Source organism: Bradyrhizobium sp. Ses1, assembly GCF_059512365.1.
In genome coordinates this window covers 75,050-92,853 of the sequence record NZ_JCAMOQ010000004.1, presented here as the reverse complement: position 1 = coordinate 92,853, position 17,804 = coordinate 75,050, and the positions used below count along the sequence as shown (strand labels likewise).

General features: G+C 64.1%; 15 protein-coding genes. 8 read left to right on the top strand and 7 right to left on the bottom strand.

Annotation, left to right across the window (positions count from 1 at the left end; all coding sequences use genetic code 11):
* Positions 1 to 90 precede the first annotated feature (90 nt).
* The gene (gene cobS / locus AC5ZG5_RS07260) at positions 91 to 1,089 is read right to left on the bottom strand and encodes a cobaltochelatase subunit CobS (protein WP_028164232.1); all 999 of its coding nucleotides are present in this window, start codon (positions 1,087 to 1,089) and stop codon (positions 91 to 93) included.
* A 282-nt stretch (positions 1,090 to 1,371) separates the two neighbouring features.
* Between cobS and AC5ZG5_RS07255 the strand changes: the two genes are divergently transcribed.
* The gene (locus tag AC5ZG5_RS07255) at positions 1,372 to 2,034 is read left to right on the top strand and encodes a DedA family protein (protein ID WP_456641454.1); all 663 of its coding nucleotides are present in this window, start codon (positions 1,372 to 1,374) and stop codon (positions 2,032 to 2,034) included.
* A 128-nt stretch (positions 2,035 to 2,162) separates the two neighbouring features.
* Here the strand turns inward: AC5ZG5_RS07255 and AC5ZG5_RS07250 are convergent, their stop codons facing one another.
* The gene (locus AC5ZG5_RS07250; RefSeq protein WP_456641455.1) at positions 2,163 to 3,386 is read right to left on the bottom strand and encodes a citrate synthase family protein; all 1,224 of its coding nucleotides are present in this window, start codon (positions 3,384 to 3,386) and stop codon (positions 2,163 to 2,165) included.
* A 75-nt stretch (positions 3,387 to 3,461) separates the two neighbouring features.
* Here AC5ZG5_RS07250 and AC5ZG5_RS07245 point away from each other — a divergent pair, with 75 nt between their 5' ends.
* Positions 3,462 to 4,556 carry a citrate synthase/methylcitrate synthase gene (locus tag AC5ZG5_RS07245; protein ID WP_456641456.1) on the top strand — a complete coding sequence of 365 codons (1,095 nt, stop codon included), beginning with the start codon at positions 3,462 to 3,464 and terminating at the stop codon, positions 4,554 to 4,556.
* 166 nt (positions 4,557 to 4,722) lie between these two features.
* Here the strand turns inward: AC5ZG5_RS07245 and AC5ZG5_RS07240 are convergent, their stop codons facing one another.
* On the bottom strand, positions 4,723 to 5,373 hold the full coding sequence (locus tag AC5ZG5_RS07240) for a J domain-containing protein (protein ID WP_130577693.1): 651 nt from the start codon (positions 5,371 to 5,373) through the stop codon (positions 4,723 to 4,725).
* Between the two features lie 109 nt (positions 5,374 to 5,482).
* Here AC5ZG5_RS07240 and AC5ZG5_RS07235 point away from each other — a divergent pair, with 109 nt between their 5' ends.
* Both AC5ZG5_RS07235 and AC5ZG5_RS07230 read left to right on the top strand, forming a co-directional pair.
* On the top strand, positions 5,483 to 5,758 hold the full coding sequence (locus tag AC5ZG5_RS07235) for a BolA family protein (protein ID WP_130231181.1): 276 nt from the start codon (positions 5,483 to 5,485) through the stop codon (positions 5,756 to 5,758).
* Positions 5,759 to 5,935: 177 nt separating this feature from the next.
* Positions 5,936 to 6,382 (top strand): hypothetical protein, encoded by a 447-nt coding sequence (locus tag AC5ZG5_RS07230; protein ID WP_130231177.1) that lies wholly within the window; start codon positions 5,936 to 5,938, stop codon positions 6,380 to 6,382.
* 125 nt (positions 6,383 to 6,507) lie between these two features.
* Here AC5ZG5_RS07230 and AC5ZG5_RS07225 read toward each other — a convergent pair whose 3' ends face one another.
* From AC5ZG5_RS07225 to AC5ZG5_RS07215, 3 genes are read right to left on the bottom strand one after another with little or no spacing between them, the layout of a single operon-like run.
* A complete protein-coding gene (locus tag AC5ZG5_RS07225; protein WP_130231175.1) occupies positions 6,508 to 7,815 on the bottom strand; it encodes an HlyC/CorC family transporter in 1,308 nt (435 codons plus the stop codon).
* A gap of 23 nt (positions 7,816 to 7,838) precedes the next feature.
* On the bottom strand, positions 7,839 to 8,984 hold the full coding sequence (gene aroB, locus AC5ZG5_RS07220) for a 3-dehydroquinate synthase (protein WP_456641457.1): 1,146 nt from the start codon (positions 8,982 to 8,984) through the stop codon (positions 7,839 to 7,841).
* Positions 8,981 to 9,610, bottom strand: a complete 630-nt coding sequence (locus tag AC5ZG5_RS07215; protein ID WP_028164224.1) for a shikimate kinase — start codon at positions 9,608 to 9,610, stop codon at positions 8,981 to 8,983. The genes aroB and AC5ZG5_RS07215 overlap by 4 nt, the downstream gene beginning before the upstream one ends.
* A gap of 140 nt (positions 9,611 to 9,750) precedes the next feature.
* Here AC5ZG5_RS07215 and AC5ZG5_RS07210 point away from each other — a divergent pair, with 140 nt between their 5' ends.
* The 4 genes from AC5ZG5_RS07210 to AC5ZG5_RS07195 all read left to right on the top strand — a co-directional run bounded on the left by AC5ZG5_RS07210 (position 9,751) and on the right by AC5ZG5_RS07195 (position 13,793).
* Complete coding sequence (locus AC5ZG5_RS07210) at positions 9,751 to 9,897, top strand: hypothetical protein (RefSeq protein ID WP_035690322.1); 147 nt, start codon at positions 9,751 to 9,753, stop codon at positions 9,895 to 9,897.
* 16 nt (positions 9,898 to 9,913) lie between these two features.
* Positions 9,914 to 10,876, top strand: coding sequence for a site-specific tyrosine recombinase XerD (gene xerD / locus AC5ZG5_RS07205; protein ID WP_456641458.1), 963 nt, complete (start codon positions 9,914 to 9,916; stop codon positions 10,874 to 10,876).
* A 208-nt stretch (positions 10,877 to 11,084) separates the two neighbouring features.
* The gene (locus tag AC5ZG5_RS07200; RefSeq protein ID WP_130231580.1) at positions 11,085 to 12,047 is read left to right on the top strand and encodes an acetyl-CoA carboxylase carboxyltransferase subunit alpha; all 963 of its coding nucleotides are present in this window, start codon (positions 11,085 to 11,087) and stop codon (positions 12,045 to 12,047) included.
* Between the two features lie 228 nt (positions 12,048 to 12,275).
* Positions 12,276 to 13,793, top strand: a complete 1,518-nt coding sequence (locus AC5ZG5_RS07195) for a L,D-transpeptidase family protein (RefSeq protein ID WP_456641459.1) — start codon at positions 12,276 to 12,278, stop codon at positions 13,791 to 13,793.
* A gap of 975 nt (positions 13,794 to 14,768) precedes the next feature.
* Here the strand turns inward: AC5ZG5_RS07195 and secA are convergent.
* The gene (gene secA, locus AC5ZG5_RS07190; RefSeq protein WP_456641460.1) at positions 14,769 to 17,606 is read right to left on the bottom strand and encodes a preprotein translocase subunit SecA; all 2,838 of its coding nucleotides are present in this window, start codon (positions 17,604 to 17,606) and stop codon (positions 14,769 to 14,771) included.
* Between the last annotated feature and the right edge of the window lie 198 nt (positions 17,607 to 17,804).

Here is a 17,804-nt window from a genome sequence, read left to right as displayed (position 1 = left end):
TTGAGCGCGGAGGAAGCCCCAATCTTCGCAACTGCATCCTGGGGTTATGGGTCCCGGATCGCGCTTCGCTTGTCCGGGACGACATGCCCCCTAGCTGAGCGCCACGTTGACAGCGGATTCGGGCAGCTCCGCATTGAAGCAGCGCTGGTAGAATTCAGCCACCAATGGCCGCTCGAGCTCGTCGCACTTGTTGAGGAAGGTGACGCGGAAGGCAAAGCCGATATCGCCGAAGATCTCGGAGTTTTCCGCCCAGGTGATCACCGTGCGCGGGCTCATCACCGTCGACAGATCGCCATTGGCGAAGGCGTTGCGGGTGAGATCGGCGAGCCGCACCATCTTGTTGACGATGTCACGGCCTTCCTGGCTGCGGTAGTGCTTCGCCTTGGCGAGCACGATTTCGACTTCCTCGTCATGGGCGAGGTAGTTCAACGTGGTGACGATCGACCAGCGGTCCATCTGGCCCTGGTTGATCTGCTGGGTGCCGTGATAGAGCCCCGACGTGTCGCCAAGGCCGATCGTGTTGGCCGTCGCGAACAGACGGAACGCCGGATGCGGCTTAATCACCTTGTTCTGGTCGAGCAGCGTCAGCCGTCCCGAGACTTCCAGCACGCGCTGGATCACGAACATCACGTCGGGCCGGCCGGCGTCATATTCGTCGAACACCAGCGCGACATTGTGCTGCAGCGCCCAGGGCAGGATGCCGTCGCGAAATTCGGTGACCTGCTTGCCGTCCCGGACCACGATCGAGTCCTTGCCGACCAGGTCGATACGGCTGATGTGGCTGTCGAGATTGACGCGTACGCAGGGCCAGTTGAGCCGCGCTGCAACCTGCTCGATATGGGTCGACTTGCCGGTGCCGTGATAGCCGGTGACCATCACACGGCGGTTCCTGGCGAAGCCGGCGAGGATCGCGAGCGTGGTGGCGCGGTCGAAGCGGTAATCCGCATCAACCTCCGGCACGTGCGGGTCGACTTCCGCATAGGCCGGCACCTCAAGGTCGCTATCGATGCCGAACACCTGCCGGACCGATACTTTCATGTCGGGCAAGCCGGCGGTGTCTTCCAATGTGGTCTGGGCGGCGGTCGTCATTCGTCCTCCGAGGTCCCGGGAATCCCGAAACCAGATTATTCGTTTGGCTGCGGATTGGGTGCTATGCACAAGCCTAGCAGACTGCAACCGCCGGCAGAAGCCCGCGGCGCGATCAAAGTTCCGTTGTTCTTTCATAAAGATAGGTGCTGGGACGCGGTTTTTGGAGGGCTGCCCTGCGAATCGCGCCGCACTTTGCCGCGAGGGCCCGCCGCGATCCCTTTCCAGGCCGGGGGCGAGTTGTTAGCTCTCAAGGTCAGGCAAGACCTGAGCTGCGGGAATTTTGTGACCACATTCCTCGACCCCCTGATCACCTTCGTTTCGGCCCATGCGTGGCTTGCCTATCTGACATTGTTTGTGGCCGCCTTTCTGGAGGCGGTCCCGGTGGCGGGGTCGCTGGTGCCCGGCTCAACGATCATTGTGGCGATGGGGGCGCTGATCCCCGGCGGCGAGCTGAAGCTATGGCCGGTGCTGGCCGCCGCTGCCGCAGGTGCCCTGCTCGGCGACGGCTCCGCCTACTGGATCGGCCATCGCCGCCAGCGCGAGATCCTGGCTACATGGCCGCTGTCGGGCTATCCGCGCGTGGTCGAGCAGAGCGAGGCGTTTTTCCATCGCTGGGGCATACTCGCGGTGTTCTTTGCGCGCTTCGTGCCGCCGTTCCGCGCCTTCGTGCCGCTCACCGCCGGCGCGCTGGATATGCCGCCGGTGCGCTTCTACAGCGTCAATATCCCCGCGGTCCTGCTCTGGGCACCGGTGCATGTGCTGCCGGGCGTGCTCGCGGTCTCTGCGCTGCACGAGTATGGCGGGCTGCCGTATCACCACCATCACGCCGGCAAGCATATCTGGATCCTGACGGTGATCGCCGGCGCCTTGGTCGTGGCGCTTGCGACCTGGATCATCCGCCGCCGGCGCGGCGTGATCGAGCCGGCCGCGAAGCCGCACACGTAGCCTGTAGCCCGGGTGGAGCCAACGGGTCGCGCGAAAGCGCGCCCGATGACAGGCTCCGCGCAACCCGGGACGTCTCCATCAACGATTACCGCCGGTCCCGAGTTACGCTGCGCTGCACCCGGGCTACGTCAGATACTCTTGGCCGCCGCGCTGCGTCCGGGCGCCGGCCCGACATATCGTGCGCGCGGGCGAATCAGCCGGCCGTGCTGCAATTGCTCGCTGGCATGCGCGATCCAGCCGACGCTGCGTGCCATCGCAAACAGCGCGAGCTCGCTGCCGAGCGGAAGCCGCAGGCTGTGCACCAGCACGGCCAGCGCATAGTCGATATTGACGAACTCGCCGGTCGCCTCCGCGATCCGCTCTGGAACCTCCCTGGTGAATTTGCGCGCGGCGCCGGCGCGCGCGAGCGCATCCAACAGCGACTGCGCGCGGGGATCGCCGCGCCGGTAGACGCCATGGCCAAAACCGGCGAAGCGCTCGCCGAGCGCGACGCGCTCGCGGATCACCGGCTCGACATCCTGATCGACCAAGGTCTTCACCAGCCGCGATGCCAATACGCCGGCGCCGCCGTGTTTCGGACCCTTGAGCGCCGCCAGGCCGGCGATCACCGCGTCATAGAGATTGAGCCCGGTCGAAGCGGCACAGCGCGCCGTGAAGGTCGAAGCGTTCAATTCGTGATCGGCGAGCAGCACCAGCGTGCGTCGGATCAGGTCGGCGGCATGCTTGTTGCCGGATGCCCAGGCGCCGGCGATCTGCACATGCAGCGGTTCGGACGAGGGTTCGCGGTTCAGCATGGTCGCAACCAATAGCCGGACGATGCGCGCGCCGACCATCGCGCGGCCGTCGGGCGCGCGGGTGAAGGCGCGGGGATCGGCGCTTGCGGCGAGCGCCAGCACGGCGATGGCGCGGTCAATCGGCGCGGCGCGGTGCGCGGCCTCGGCGATGGCGCGCATCTCCCCAGAGACAAACGGGCAGTTGTTCGGCGCAAAGGGATCGACGCCCGTGACATCCCACAACAGCGTCGCCGTGTGATCGAGCGTATCCTTCTCGGCAAGATCGACGCAGTTCACGCCGCGATAGATCGGCCCGTCCTCGGTGATGGTTGCGATCGCCGAATCCATCACCGGCAAATCGGCATCGAAGCTGCGCAGGCCGCGCGGCTCCGGCGACGGGGTGCGGCGCTCCTTCAACCCGCGGATGTCCTCGGCCCGGTAGCGGTGGCTGCGGGAATCCGCCGAAGGCTCGGAGCGGATCAGGCCCCGACTGACATAGGCGTAGAGCGTAGCCGGCGAGATCGCGAGCTCGGCCGCCGCCTCGCGGGCGGAGAGATAAAGGCCATCGGATTTTTTCATATTGATTAAGCTAATCAAGATTGATCAATCTGTCGAGAGGATCGACTTTCTCCTGATCACGAAAGGAGATCCGCCATGAATATTCAGGTGACCAAAAGCCCGATTGGGCTGGACGGCATTGCCGCCGCCGAAACCGTGCTCAGCCATGTCGACGGCGAGCGCGGCGAACTGATCATCGCCGGCGAGCATGTCAGTGTGCTCGCCTCGACATCGAGCTTCGAGGGCGTCACCGCACGATTATGGAATGCGGCAACCGGAAGCACGCTCAGCGAGGCCAATGTGCGCGCCAAGCTTGGCGACGCGCGCGAGCGCGCCTTCGCCCGATTGCCCGACGTGCTGCCGGCGACGCGCGGCATGTCGATCGTGGACGGCTTCCGCGCCGCAGTCGCTGGCTTGCGCGCCGAAAACGGGCTCGAGCACGAAGCGACGATCGTCGGCGCCTTTCCGGTGATCGCCGGCGCGCTGGTGCAGCGGGCCAAGGGCCACGATCCGCTCGCGCCCGATCCGAATGTCAGCCACGCTGCGGATACGCTGACGATGCTGCTGAGCCGCAAGCCCGAACCGCGCGAGGTCGCGGCGCTGGATGCCTATCTCGTCACGGTCTCTGATCACGGCATGAACGCGTCCACCTTCACGACGCGCGTGGTGGCCTCGACGCAAGCCGACCTGTTCGCGGCCGTCACCGCCGGCTATTGCGCGCTGACCGGGCCGCTCCATGGCGGCGCGCCGGAGCCGGTGCTGGAGATGTTAGACGCGATCGGCACGCGCGAACGCATCAGGCCCTGGGTCGATGCGGCGCTGGCGCGCGGCGAGCGGCTGATGGGATTCGGCCATCGCGTCTATCGCGTGCGCGACCCGCGCGCGGATGTGCTGAAGGATGCGATCGAGCGGTTAGCTGCCGAAGGCGCCGACCTGCCGTTCGCGGGCGAGGTCGAGGCCTATATCCGCGAGGCGTTGCGGCGGAAGAATCCGACCCGGCCGCTGGAAACGAATGTCGAGTTCTTCACCGCGATCCTGCTCGATGCGCTTTCCATCCCGCGGCAGGCCTTCACGCCGATCTTCGCGGTGGCGCGCGCGGCGGGATGGACCGCGCATGCGCGCGAACAGCAGCGCACCGGCCGGCTGATCCGGCCAAGCTCGTCCTATGTGGGGCCAATGCCGAAGGTGTGAGGCGCAGACCGTCAATAGGACGACGGCGGGACCACATATTCCGCCGTCGTCCCGGCGAAAGCCGGGACCCATAACCACTGACGTGAATTGGAACGAAGACTGGCCGACAATTCCCATAACAACAGCGTCCTGTGGTTATGGGTCCCGGGTCAAGCCCGGGACGACGTCATGCCTCGCGGACCACGGTCTTGAGATAGTTATACGCCTTGATGATCTCGATCAGGCGGTCTTCGGTGGAACGGTCGCCACCGTTGGCGTCGGGATGGTGCTGCTTCACCAGCGCCTTGTACTTCGCCTTGACGTCTTCAAGCGTGGCTTCGGCGGAGAGTCCCATCACCTGCAGTGCCTTGCGCTCGGCGTTCATTACCTTGCGCGCCTCGGGCTTGGCCTGCGCGCCGGGGCCAGGCCGCCAGCCGGCGCGGCCGTTGAGTTCGGAGAACACATTAAAGGGATCGGCGGCGCCGCCGAGATCGTCCTCGGCGCTGCCCTTGCCGTGCTTGGCGCTGGTGTTGGCACCCATCTTCCAGGTCGGGCGATGGCCGGTCAGCGCATCCTTCTGGTAGCGCGCCACCGCCTCAGGATTCATACCCTGGAAGAAATTGTAAGACTGATTGTACTCGCGAACATGATCGAGGCAGAAATGCCAATACTCGCGCGAGTTCTCGCGGCCCTTCGGCGCGCGGTGCGAACCCTTGTTCTGACAGCCGGCCCATTCGCAGGTGATGGCTTCCTGACCAGCCTGCGCCTGGCGCTTCGCACTCACCTTCGTCGGCTTGATGCGAATGGAGTCGAAGAATTTTGATGAATCGATCGCCATGACTGACTTTGACTACGCAATGCAAAAAGCTTCAAGTCTTGACATTGCGAATACCTCTGCTTCGGATGTGCCATTGACGAAATGCAGCCTTCGAACTATTGCCGCCGCCATGAGCACAAGAGACGTTATTATAAACAAGTTGCGTGAAGCTTTCTTGCCCGAAAGCCTCGAGGTCCAAGATGAATCACATCTGCATGAGGGCCACGCGGGGCATCGGCCAGGCGGCGAGACGCATTTCCGTGTTTATATTGTATCTCAAGCGTTCGAAGGGAAGAGCCGGATCGAACGCCATCGCATGATTAATGCGGCACTCGCCCAGGAACTCGCGGATGGCGTGCATGCGCTCGCGATCCATGCGCAAGCTCCAGCGGAACGACCGCGCTGAGGGGCGCCGCCTGGAAATTTAGCTGAAGAACACGACCGAACTGCGGTTTTGATCAACGTCGCGCAAGACGCCACGGCTGTTTTCCTTTATCAGAGATAGCGGCCTGGGCGATGGACAGTTCCATTGGAATTGGGCAGGCTCATTGCACCATCGCCACCTGTAGCGAGGGGCTGTCAGATGGTTCACTGGGCACATCTGCGATTGGCCGCGGCCGTGATGGCAATGCTGGCGCTCTCTGCGCCCGTACCGGCTGCAGCACAGGCCATGCCGAGCCCGCTCGTTCAGGAAGTGCTCGTGAAAAGCATTTTGGTGACGCTGAGCGATGCCGTCGCCGCCAATAATTTCACCGTCCTGCACGCCAAGATGTCAAAGCCGTTCGCCGAGCAGTTTCCGCCGGAGAAGCTGCAGGCCGTCTTCAAGGATCTCGTCGACAAGCACGCGGTGTTCGACGCCGTGGTGGCAAAGCCTGTCATTGCCGACGAGGAGGCGAAGATCGACGAGAAGGGCGTGCTGCGCCTGAAAGGCCATTTCGAGACCACGCCGAAGCAGGTGAAGTATCAGCTCGCCTTCATCCCCGCCGACGGCACCTGGAAGCTTTCCGGGGTCACCATCGACATTGAATAGGGCGCCAACATCCAAGCCCGTCATGCCCGGCCTTGTGCCGGGCATCCACGTTCTTGGCTGCCGCGAGAAAGGCGCGTGGATGGCCGGGACAAGCCCGGCCATGACGGAGAATCGACGCGCCTGTGCTAGAACGCCGTCCCGGCACGCTTCGGCCTGGGCTCCTCGGCCTCGGCTTCGCGCGGCAGCGCGGTGATGCGTAGCGCCGTGATGCGGTTGCGCTCGCGACGCAGGACGCGGAAGCGGAAGCCGTGGAAGGTGAAGCTTTGGCCGCGCTCGGGGATCGAGCGCGCTTCATGGATCACGAGACCCGCCACGGTCGTGGCTTCCTCGTCCGGCAAATGCCAGTCCATCGCACGGTTGAGATCGCGGATCGGCACCGAGCCGTCGACCACTACGGAGCCGTCGGGCTGGGCACGAACACCCGCGACCACCACGTCGTGCTCGTCGGAAATGTCTCCGACGATCTCCTCCAGGATGTCTTCCAGTGTCACCAGACCTTCGACTTCGCCGTATTCGTCGACGACGAGGGCGAAATGCGTCTTGCGGCGGCGAAACGCCTTGAGCTGCTCGGAGACGGGCCGCATCTCCGGCACGAACCACGGCGGCAACGCGATGGTGGCGACGTCGATGTTCGACGTGTCGCCGTCGGCGGCGCGGATCGCGCGCAGCAAATCCTTGGCGTGCAGCACCCCGATGATGTTCTCCGGCTTGTCACGCCACAGCGGAATGCGGGTGTATTCGGTGGCGAGCACCTCGCGCACCAGTTCCTCCGGCGGCAGATCGGCGTTGATCATGGTCATTTCGGTGCGGTGGACCATCACGTCCGACACCTGCAATTCGCGCAGATCGAGGAGCCCGCCGAGCATGTCGCGGTCCTGCTTCTCGACCTTGCCCTCGTGATGCAACAAATCGACGGCGCCGCGCAGTCGCTCGGTCGGCGACAGGATGGCCTGGTTGGCACCGACCTTGATGCCGAAGAGTTTCATCAAGGCGAGCACGATGACCTCGATCACCGTCAGGAACGGTCCGAGCAGATAGACCGTGACCTTCATCGGCCGCGCCACCAGGAGCGATATCCGGTCGGGCGCGTTGATTGCGATGGTCTTGGGCAGCACCTCGGCGAAGATCACGACCATCACCGTCATCACCGCGGTCGCATAGAGCACACCGACGTCGCCGAACCACGCGGTGAGGATGCCGGTTGCGAGCGCCGAGGCGCCGATATTGGCGATGTTGTTGCCGAGCAGCAGCGCGCCGATCAGCCGCTCGCGCATGTTGAACAGGCTGGAGACCACGCCAGCCTCGCGATTGCCCTGCTTGGACAGCCGCAACATGCTGGCGCGCGAAGCGCCGGTCAGCGCGGTCTCGCTCGCCGCGAAAAAGGCGGAGACCAACAGGCAGACGACGACGATTGAGAACGAAACCCAGGTCAAGCTACGTCATCCGAAGAGCGTTTTTAATTCTCGGCCAGTTTTGCCTTCAGAAAGTCACGCACCGGCGCAGGCTCGACGTCGCGCGCGATCACGGCGCGGCCGACGGCCTCCAGCAGAATGAAGGTCAGCTTGCCGCGCTTGACCTTCTTGTCCTGCGCCATCAGCGCCATCAGTGTGTCGGCATCAGCCAGTCCTTCCTGGACGAAGCCGCCGATATCCTGCAGCCGGGTCGGCAACCCTACCGCAGTGAGGTGGCGTTTCACGCGCGCCGCATCCGCTTGCGCAATCATGCCGAGAGAAGCAGAGAACTCCGCCGCCAGCGTCATGCCGATGGCCACGCCTTCGCCGTGGAACAGCCGGTCGGAAAAGCCCGTCGCCGCTTCCAGCGCGTGACCGAAGGTGTGGCCGAGATTAAGCAGCGCGCGTTCTCCGGTTTCGCGTTCGTCGCGCGAGACGATCGCAGCTTTGGCGCGGCACGAGGTTGCGATCGCGTGCTCGCGCGCCGCGCCGCCGGAGAAGATGTCGGCGTGATTGGCTTCCAGCCAGGCGAAAAAGGCCTCATCGCCGAGCACGCCATATTTGGCAACCTCCGCATAGCCAGCGCGGAACTGGCGCGGCGACAGCGTATCGAGCACCGACGTGTCGGCGACGACCAGCACCGGCTGGTGGAACGCCCCGATCAGGTTCTTGCCCTGCGGCGAGTTGATCCCGGTCTTGCCGCCGACCGATGAATCGACCTGCGCCAGCAGCGAGGTCGGCACCTGCACGAAATCGACGCCGCGGCGCAGGACGGCAGCAGCAAAGCCCGCGAGATCGCCGACCACGCCGCCGCCGAGCGCGACGACGAGATCGTTGCGCTCGATCTTGGCCGCGATCAGCGCTTCGCTGACCTCTGTCAGACCGGCATAGCTCTTCGAGCCCTCGCCTTCCTCGACGATGATGCGCGAAGTCGGGATGCCGGCCGCGGCAAGCGACGCCTCGGCCTGTTCCAGCCAATGTTTCGCCACCGTGCGGTCGGTGACGATGGCGGTGCGCGCACCCGGGCGGAGCGCAGCGATCCGTGCGCCAAGCGACGGCAGCATCTCGCGCCCGATCACGATGTCATAGGCGCGGTCGCCGAGTGCGACATCGACGGTGATGGGATCAGAGTGTTTCAATGGCGCAGTCATGATGGGAGGCTAATTCCGTTGGTTGCCGGTTGTGCCGTGCCGTTGCCACAGAGATAGGCATGCAGCGCCTCTAAGCACTCCTCGACGATCCGGTCATGCGGCACGTCGCGCGACGAAATCGTCAGATCGGCGCTCCGGTAGACCGGCTCGCGCTCACCGAGCAGACGGTTGACCGTCCCCTCGGGATCGGCCGTCTGCAACAGCGGGCGGTCGGCGCGGCGCCGCACCCTGCGCATGATGACATCGGCATCGGCACGCAGCCAGAGCGAGATCGCCTTGGCACGAATGCAGTTGCGGGTCTCCTCGCGCATGAACGCACCGCCGCCGGTGGCGAGCACCGCCGGCCCGTCGCTAAGCAGGCGGGCGATCACCCGCGCCTCGCCATCCCTGAAATAGGCCTCGCCATGGGTTTCGAAAATCTCCGGGATCGACATGCCCGCCGCCGCCTCGATCTCGGTATCGGCATCGGTGAAGGGCAGCCTCAGCCGCGCGGCCAGCCGCCGGCCGATGGTCGATTTGCCGGCGCCCATCATGCCCACCAGCACGATCGTCCTCGACCCCAGCACGGCCAGGATGTCGGCCTCCAGGGTCGGGAGCACAGGGAGCGGTGCGGCGCTGTCTGGCATCTAAAGCTCGGTCTCTCGGCGAATTTGCGGCGTTCCGGTCACCTATACTACCCCCGCCAATACCGTTGCCAGAGCCTTGCAACGGCTGAGGGAACATGATGGATGATGCCAATGGTTAATTCGCCGCCCGAGCCTTCGATATGCCGAGCCTGTTCCGCTTCCTGACGGTCCTCGCCGTGATCGGCGGTATCGGCTACGGGATCATTTTCGCACTGGCCAATTTTGTGACCCCGAAATCGCGGGAAATGACGGTGACGATCCCGCCGGATAAGTTCCTCAAGAAATAGCCGCTATGGTCCGGGGATGCGTTCCAAGACACGTTCCAGCACATCAGATGCCGGGCTGATCAGCCTGTTCCTCGACATGCTCGCGGCCGAACAGGGCGCGGGCGAAAACACGCTCGACGCGTATCGCCGCGACCTCGAAGACCTCTCCGAATTCCTCACCCATGCCGGCAAGAGCTTTGCCGGCGCCGACACCCAGACGCTGCGCGACTACCTCGCCGACCTCGACACCCGCGGTTTCAAATCAACCAGCGTCGCCCGCCGGCTCTCGTCGATGCGGCATCTGTTCCGATTCCTGCTCAACGAGCGCATCCGCAGCGACGATCCTGCCGCGATCCTCTCTGGCCCGAAGCGCGGCCGCAGCCTGCCCAAGGTGCTGTCGATCGCCGACGTCGACCGCATGCTGACGCGGGCCAAGGAACTCACGCAAATCGACGCCAAGCCGGCGCAGCGGCTGCGCGCGCTCCGGCTGCATTGCCTCTTGGAGGTGCTGTACGCCACTGGCCTACGCGTCTCCGAACTGGTCTCGCTACCGCTATCGGCGGCGCGGCGCGATGCCCGCATGATCGTGGTGCGAGGCAAGGGCAACAAGGAGCGGCTGGTGCCGCTGAACGAGGCCTCGCGCCAGGCGATGGCCGACTATCTCGCTGCGGTGCAAGTCATGAAGCCGGAGAAGAAGGCGGCGCCGTCGAAATGGCTGTTTCCCTCCTTCGGCGAGAGCGGCCATTTGACCCGGCAGCACTTTGCCCGCGACCTCAAGGAGTTGGCGGCCGCTTCCGGCCTGGCGCCGCGGCTCGTCTCCCCGCACGTGCTGCGGCATGCCTTTGCCAGCCACCTCCTGCACAACGGCGCCGACCTGCGCATCGTCCAGACCCTGCTCGGCCATACCGACATCTCCACCACCCAGATCTATACCCATGTGGTCGAGGAGCGGCTGAAGAGCCTGGTGCGCGACCTGCATCCGCTGGCGGAGAAGGCTTAGCCTGGTCGATCCCCGGATTACGCTTCCAGGCCGGGCTATGGGTTACGCCTTGACTTCGGCGGTTTCTCACAGGAAAGAGCGTTACCGCTTGCGGTCAGCCCACGCGCCTCGGCTTTGGCTGCGTGTTAACTTGTTGAAGATACAAAACTTCTCTTCCAGACCCCAGACCCGCTTCGCCGCCCGCCAGGTTCCTTCCTATATTGCCGTAATGCCGGATCAGATGCGCAGTTACCTCGACTTCGAAAAACCCGTCGCCGAGCTTGAATCCAAGATCGACGAATTGCGCGCGCTGGCAGCGTCCGGCAGCGACATCGGCGACGAGATCGCGCGGATCGAGGAGAAGGCCGGCCAGGCGCTGGCCGACCTCTATGCCAACCTGACGCCCTGGCAGAAGACGCTGGTGGCGCGGCACCCGCAGCGACCGCATTTCACCGATTTCGTCAGCGCGCTCATCACCGAATTCACGCCGCTGGCCGGCGACCGCAAATTCGCCGACGACGAAGCCCTGCTCGGCGGCTTCGGCCGCTTCCGCGGCGAGAGCATCTGCGTGATCGGCCAGGAAAAGGGCGCCTCCACCGAGAGCCGGATCAAGCACAATTTCGGCATGGCCCGCCCCGAAGGCTACCGCAAGGCGGTCCGGCTGATGGAAATGGCCGACCGTTTCGGCATCCCGGTACTCTCGCTGGTCGATTCGGCCGGCGCCTATCCCGGCATCGGCGCCGAGGAGCGCGGACAGGCCGAAGCCATCGCGCGCTCGACCGACGCCTGCCTGTCACTGGGGGTGCCCAATGTCGCGATCATCACCGGCGAGGGCATGTCGGGCGGCGCGATCGCGATCACCACGGCCAACCGCGTCCTGATGATGGAGCACGCGATCTACAGCGTGATCTCGCCGGAGGCGGCATCCTCGATCCTGTGGCGGGACGGCACCAAGGCGCAGGAAGCCGCCAACAGCATGAAGATCACCGCCCAGGACATGCTGCGATTCGGCGTGATCGACGAGATCCTGAAGGAGCCGCCGGGCGGCGCCCACCGCGATCCCGCCGCCATGATCGCATCCACCGGCGATGCCATCGCCCAGGCTTTCAACGACCTACGAAATCTTGATGCGGACGCGATCCGCAAGCAGCGCCGCCAGAAGTTTCTCGATATCGGCCGCAAGCTCGCCTAGCTAACCGGCAATCGCGGCATTTTGCTCCAGGTCGGCCGGTTTGGCCGCAATTCGGCCCCGGGGCCGGTCTTTAACTCTTGCTTGACCATGCCTGTCATGGTTCCGGCCCGCCGGGCCCCGTTCAGGTTGCGGGTGGGAAGTCCAAAGGTTAGTATTTTAACGATCGCTTCAAGGCATAAGGGTTGATTTGGGGTTGCCCGAAATGCCCGGTGGGTGTGGAGCTTGGACTTGAATCACCGCACGCTGGTTCGCGCGCTTCTGGCCTCGGCTGCCCTTGCGGCCGCTGTACTGCTCGCCGGTTGCAATAGCGACGACATCTCACTCGCATCGAATGCCAAGGCCAACCAGCCGGTGCCGCCGAAGCTGGTCGCGGCAATCGCCGAAAAGGACATGGATCTGCAGTCGCCGATCCTGATCCGCCTGTTCAAGCAGGAAGCCGAGCTCGAAGTCTGGAAGCAGGACCGCTCCGGCAGGTTCGCGCTCTTGAAGACCTATCCGATCTGCCGCTGGTCCGGCGATCTCGGTCCGAAGATCCGCGAGGGCGACCGCCAGGCGCCGGAGGGCTTCTATACGATCAGCCCGGGCCAGATGAACCCGCAATCGGCCTACTACCTCTCCTTCAACACCGGCTACCCCAACGCCTTCGACAAGGCGCTCGGCCGCACCGGCTCACAGTTGATGGTGCATGGCGACTGCTCCTCGCGCGGCTGCTACGCGATGACCGACGAGCAGATCGCGGAGATCTATTCGCTCGGGCGCGAGTCGTTCTTTGGCGGCCAGAAGGCATTCCAGTTGCAGGCCTATCCGTTCCGGATGACGCCGGTGAACATGGCCAAGCACCGCAACAATCCGAACATGCCTTTCTGGAAGATGATCAAGGAAGGCTACGATCATTTCGAAGTGACGAAGCAGGAGCCGAAGGTCGACTTCTGCGAGAAGAAATATGTCTTCGACGCCGCCAAGCCGCCGGGCGCCACCCGCGATCCGGTGTTTGATGCGTCCGCCAAATGCCCGGCCTATGTGATTCCCGACCAGATCGCCGAAGCGGTCCGCCAGAAGCAGCAGGAAGAGGCGACCGAGGTTGCCAAGCTGATCTCCAAGGGCACGCCGGTGGCGCGGATAAACACCGGCATCGACGGCGGCATGAACAAGATCTTCGCCTCCAAGCTGCCGGAGGGCAGCACCGGCCTCTCCGAGGGTGGCGACAGCCAGAGCCTGCAATCACTGTCGCTGGCGCGCGCGCCCGGCACGATCCCGTCCACCGTCAATCCGCCGAAGCCGAACCTGGCGCAGCCGGAAGAGCCGGTGGTGGCGGTGTCGACGACGTCGGCGATGTCATCGGCCCGCGTCGCTTCCGCCGCGCAGTCGGGTGAGCAGTCGGAAGGCCTCTTCTCCAGCATCGCCCGCAAGGTCGGGATCGGCGCCACGGCCGACGCCAACGCCGCCGCCACCAGCGTGCCGCCCTCTGCACCGGCCGCCGCCACGAAGCCCAAAGCTACTGAGGCCAAGACTGCTGAGGCCAAGTCTGCTGAGATCAAGCCTGCTCAGACCAAGTCGCAATCGGTCGTTCGCGTCGCACCGAAGCCCACCGAAACCAAGCTCGCTGCCGCCAAGCCGGCGCTCAAGCCGACCGTCACCGATGCGCCGGCCACCGCCGCACCGGCCACCAGGGACACACAGCTCTCCGGCTCGCAGCCGATCGTGCAGCCAAACTCCTTCGACAACCGCTTCGGAGCGATGAGGTAGGCGCCCGCGCAGCGAGGGGCCAGCGCTTTCTCCTGCCGTCATTGCGAGCAAAGCGAAGCAATCCATGCCTCGGCAAGCGGCGCGATGGATTGCTTCGCTTTGCTCGCAATGACGTGCGGAGAGTTCTGATTCAAATGTCAAACAGCGATTCCGTAGGATGGGTAGAGCGCAGCGAAGCAATCCATTTCTCCGCAAGTGGCGCGATGGATTGCATCGCTGCGCTCGCAATGACGGGGATGGATTCTGATTCAACTTTCAAACAGCGTGAGGACGTGAGTTCGCGTTCTCGCGGCATTCGCTGCCCGAGCTCTGCGTCACTTTCCACCCTCCTCGATATCAGAGGGCGCAGGGAAAGCCGGGTGCTGGTTGCACCCATGGGTCCCGTGCAACAAAAAGCACGGGGGTAGGACCACAGGTTCAACCGAAGCATTCCGGCTTTCCCTGCGCGATGGTTTACGGCTTATTTCGTGCTCTCCCCGGTGACCGGCTCTTTTGCCACCGTCACTTCATAGAAGCTTAGCGCCAGCGTCGGGGCGCCAGGACCACACGACTTCGCCGTCCGTGATGCGTATGCTCGTCAGTCACATCCATCACGTCCACCGCATCTCACCGCAACGTTCGTGACGATCGCGAGCCGCCCCTCATTTGGGTGAGACGCGCGGAGTTAAATCACTGATTTGCCCGACGGCGAAAGCCGAATGTTTTTTCTGCGAGGGCTGGACAGACTTTCGGTGATTTGCCCGTCGGGTTGTTATGTCGCACCCAAACTAGCCACATCGTCATTGCGAGCGGAGCGAAGCAATCCATAGCGCCGCTTGTGGAGACGTGGATTGCTTCGCTGCGCTCGCAATGACGGGACTGTCATTCCGGGGCGACGCTAAGCGTCGAGCTCGCAATGACGACGGAGGTGGCGGCGATGTTGTCGGTCAACGACCGAGAGCGTGGAATGCTGCCCGCAGCTACGGGCGGCTCAGCTCACGCATACCGGCCGTGGCAGTGCTTGTACTTCTTGCCGCTGCCGCAAGGGCAATCCTCGTTGCGGCCGACCTTGCCCCAGGTGGCGGGGTTGTTGGGATCGCGGTCGGAGGGGGCGGCCTTCGGCACCAGCGAGGCGTTGGCGAAGGACATCTCGTCCTCGCCGGTGTTGGGATCGAGCTTGTGCGCCTCCATCGCCGGCAACACCGGCTGCTGCTCCTCCGGCGGGATGATCTCGACCCGCATCAATTGCGCGGTGACGGCCTCGCGCAGATGCGAGCTCATCTCCTGGAAGAGGTTGAAGGCTTCCGTCTTGTACTCCTGCAGCGGATCGCGCTGGCCATAGCCGCGCAGGCCGATCACCTGGCGCAGATGGTCGAGCATGATCAGGTGCTCGCGCCAGAGATGGTCGAGCGTCTGCAACAGGATCGTCTTCTCGACGTAGCGCATCACGTCGGGGCCCCATTGCGCGACCTTGGCCGCCATGCGCTCGTCGACATTCTTTTCGATCCGCGCCAACAGCTCCTCGTCGGCGATGCCCTCTTCCTTGGCCCATTCGTCGACCGGCAGGTCGATATCGAGCACACGCTTCAATTCGTCCTTCAGGCCAGCCGCATCCCACTGCTCGGCGTAGGCATGCTCCGGGATATGCTTGGCCACCAGATCCTCGATGAAGGCGTGGCGCATGTCGGTGACGGTCTCGGCGACGCTCTCGTCCTTCATCAATTCGACGCGCTGGTCGAAGATCACCTTGCGCTGGTCGTTCTGGACGTTGTCGAATTTGAGCAGGTTCTTGCGGATGTCGAAGTTGCGCGCTTCGACCTTCTGCTGCGCCTTTTCCAGCGCCTTGTTGATCCAGGGATGGATGATCGCCTCGCCCTCTTTCAGGCCGAGCCGGGTCAGCATGCTGTCGAGCCGGTCGGACCCGAAGATGCGCATCAGATCGTCTTCCAGCGACAGGAAGAATTTCGAGCGGCCGGGGTCGCCCTGGCGGCCGGAACGGCCGCGGAGCTGATTGTCGATGCGGCGGGATTCATGCCGCTCGGAGCCGATGATGTAGAGGCCGCCGGGCTTGGTCACCGTCTTCGCCGGCTTGCTGCCCTTGGCGGGCTCGACCTCGACAACCTCCTCGGCCTTCAAGACGATCTCGCGGAAGCGCTCGATGTCGGCCTTGATCTGCTCGATCTTCTGCGCCTTCTCGGCTTCGTCAGCGATCGAGGCCGTCTCCTGCTGGATCCGCATCTCGAGCGAGCCGCCGAGCTTGATGTCGGTACCGCGGCCGGCCATGTTGGTCGCGATCGTGATCGCGCCGGGCACGCCGGCTTCCGCGACGATATAGGCTTCCTGCTCGTGGAAGCGCGCATTCAAGACCGCGAACAACTTGGCCGGCTTGCCGGCGCGCGCCGCGGCATAGAGCTTGTCGAGCGCGCCGTGATTGCTGAAGTCGATCTGCTTGTAGCCGTGCTTGCGCAAATATTCGGCCAGCACTTCGGATTTCTCGATCGAGGCGGTGCCGACCAGGACCGGCTGCAGCCGCTTGTTGGCGCGTTCGATCTCTGCGAGGATCGCGGCATATTTTTCGGTCTGCGTGCGATAGACCTCGTCGTCCTCGTCGAGGCGCGCCACCGGCAGGTTGGTCGGGATCTCCACGACCTCGAGCTTGTAGATGTCGAACAATTCGTCGGCTTCGGTCGCGGCCGTGCCGGTCATGCCCGCCAGCTTCTCGTACATCCGGAAATAGTTCTGGAAGGTGATCGAGGCCAGCGTCTGGTTCTCCGGCTGGACCTGGACGTGCTCTTTGGCTTCCAGCGCCTGGTGCAGGCCTTCCGAGTAGCGGCGACCCGGCATCATGCGTCCAGTGAACTCATCGATGATGACGACCTCGCCGTCGCGAACGATATAATCCTTGTCGCGGGTGAACAGCGTGTGCGCGCGCAGCGCCTGGTTGACGTGGTGAACGACCGAGACGTTCTCGACGTCATAGAGGGAGTCGCCCTTGAGCTGGCCGGCATCGCGCAGCAGCCCTTCGAGCTTTTCCATGCCGCCTTCGGTCAGCGTCACCGTGCGCTGCTTCTCGTCGACCTCGTAGTCCGACTTGTCGAGCTTGGGAAAGAACGTGTCGATGGTGTTGTAGAAATCCGAACGGTCGTCGAGCGGGCCGGAGATGATCAGCGGCGTCCGCGCCTCGTCGATCAGGATCGAGTCGACTTCGTCGACGATGGCGTAATAGTGCCCGCGCTGGACCATGTCCTCCAGGCGGTACTTCATGTTGTCGCGGAGGTAGTCGAAGCCGTATTCGTTGTTGGTGCCGTAGGTGATGTCGCAGCCATAGGCCGTCTTGCGCTCGGCATCGTCGAGCCCGTGGACGATGACGCCGGTGCTCATGCCGAGGAAGGAATAGATCTGGCCCATCCAGCCGGAGTCACGGCGGGCAAGGTAGTCGTTGACGGTGACGACATGGACGCCCTTGCCGGCAAGTGCGTTGAGATAGACCGCGAGCGTCGCCACCAGCGTCTTGCCTTCGCCGGTCTTCATCTCGGCGATGTCGCCCTCATGCAGCACCATGCCGCCGATGAGCTGCACATCGAAATGGCGCTGGCCGAGGGTGCGCTTGGCTGCTTCGCGGACGGTGGCGAAGGCCGGAACCAGGAGGTCGTCGAGCGTCTTGCCGTTCGCCAGCTCCTGCCGGAATTCGGCGGTGCGGGCCTTCAACGCCTCGTCCGAAAGCTTTGCGAGCTCGGGCTCCAATGCGTTGATGGCGTTGACGCGGGCCTGATAGCCCTTCACCCTCCGGTCGTTGGCGGAGCCGAACAATTTGCGGGCGAGCGCGCCGATCATGCGTAGTTCCTGTTCTTCTGCGTTGCAACCAGAGCGTGGTGCCGCCGATTGTCTATCAACTCACCGTGACGCACCCCGGCAACGGCCCCAACCTGGGGCCCGATCCGCCAATTAAGTGGGAAGCAAGCAATCCAAGGTTCAACGGCCAAAAACGTAAGCAAAATGAGCGCTATCGCCATTGACACGATGGGCCAGAGA

What these genes read in the sequence shown, in the direction of transcription:
- cobS (WP_028164232.1), bottom strand. Translation starts at nt 1,089, where the DNA reads ATGACGACCGCCGCCCAGACCACATTGGAAGACACCGCCGGCTTGCCC.
- AC5ZG5_RS07250 (WP_456641455.1), bottom strand. Translation starts at nt 3,386, where the DNA reads ATGAAAAAATCCGATGGCCTTTATCTCTCCGCCCGCGAGGCGGCGGCC.
- AC5ZG5_RS07245 (WP_456641456.1), top strand. Translation starts at nt 3,462, where the DNA reads ATGAATATTCAGGTGACCAAAAGCCCGATTGGGCTGGACGGCATTGCC.
- AC5ZG5_RS07240 (WP_130577693.1), bottom strand. Translation starts at nt 5,373, where the DNA reads ATGGCGATCGATTCATCAAAATTCTTCGACTCCATTCGCATCAAGCCG.
- AC5ZG5_RS07235 (WP_130231181.1), top strand. Translation starts at nt 5,483, where the DNA reads ATGAGCACAAGAGACGTTATTATAAACAAGTTGCGTGAAGCTTTCTTG.
- AC5ZG5_RS07230 (WP_130231177.1), top strand. Translation starts at nt 5,936, where the DNA reads ATGGTTCACTGGGCACATCTGCGATTGGCCGCGGCCGTGATGGCAATG.
- aroB (WP_456641457.1), bottom strand. Translation starts at nt 8,984, where the DNA reads ATGACTGCGCCATTGAAACACTCTGATCCCATCACCGTCGATGTCGCA.
- AC5ZG5_RS07215 (WP_028164224.1), bottom strand. Translation starts at nt 9,610, where the DNA reads ATGCCAGACAGCGCCGCACCGCTCCCTGTGCTCCCGACCCTGGAGGCC.
- AC5ZG5_RS07210 (WP_035690322.1), top strand. Translation starts at nt 9,751, where the DNA reads ATGCCGAGCCTGTTCCGCTTCCTGACGGTCCTCGCCGTGATCGGCGGT.
- xerD (WP_456641458.1), top strand. Translation starts at nt 9,914, where the DNA reads ATGCGTTCCAAGACACGTTCCAGCACATCAGATGCCGGGCTGATCAGC.
- AC5ZG5_RS07200 (WP_130231580.1), top strand. Translation starts at nt 11,085, where the DNA reads ATGCCGGATCAGATGCGCAGTTACCTCGACTTCGAAAAACCCGTCGCC.
- secA (WP_456641460.1), bottom strand. Translation starts at nt 17,606, where the DNA reads ATGATCGGCGCGCTCGCCCGCAAATTGTTCGGCTCCGCCAACGACCGG.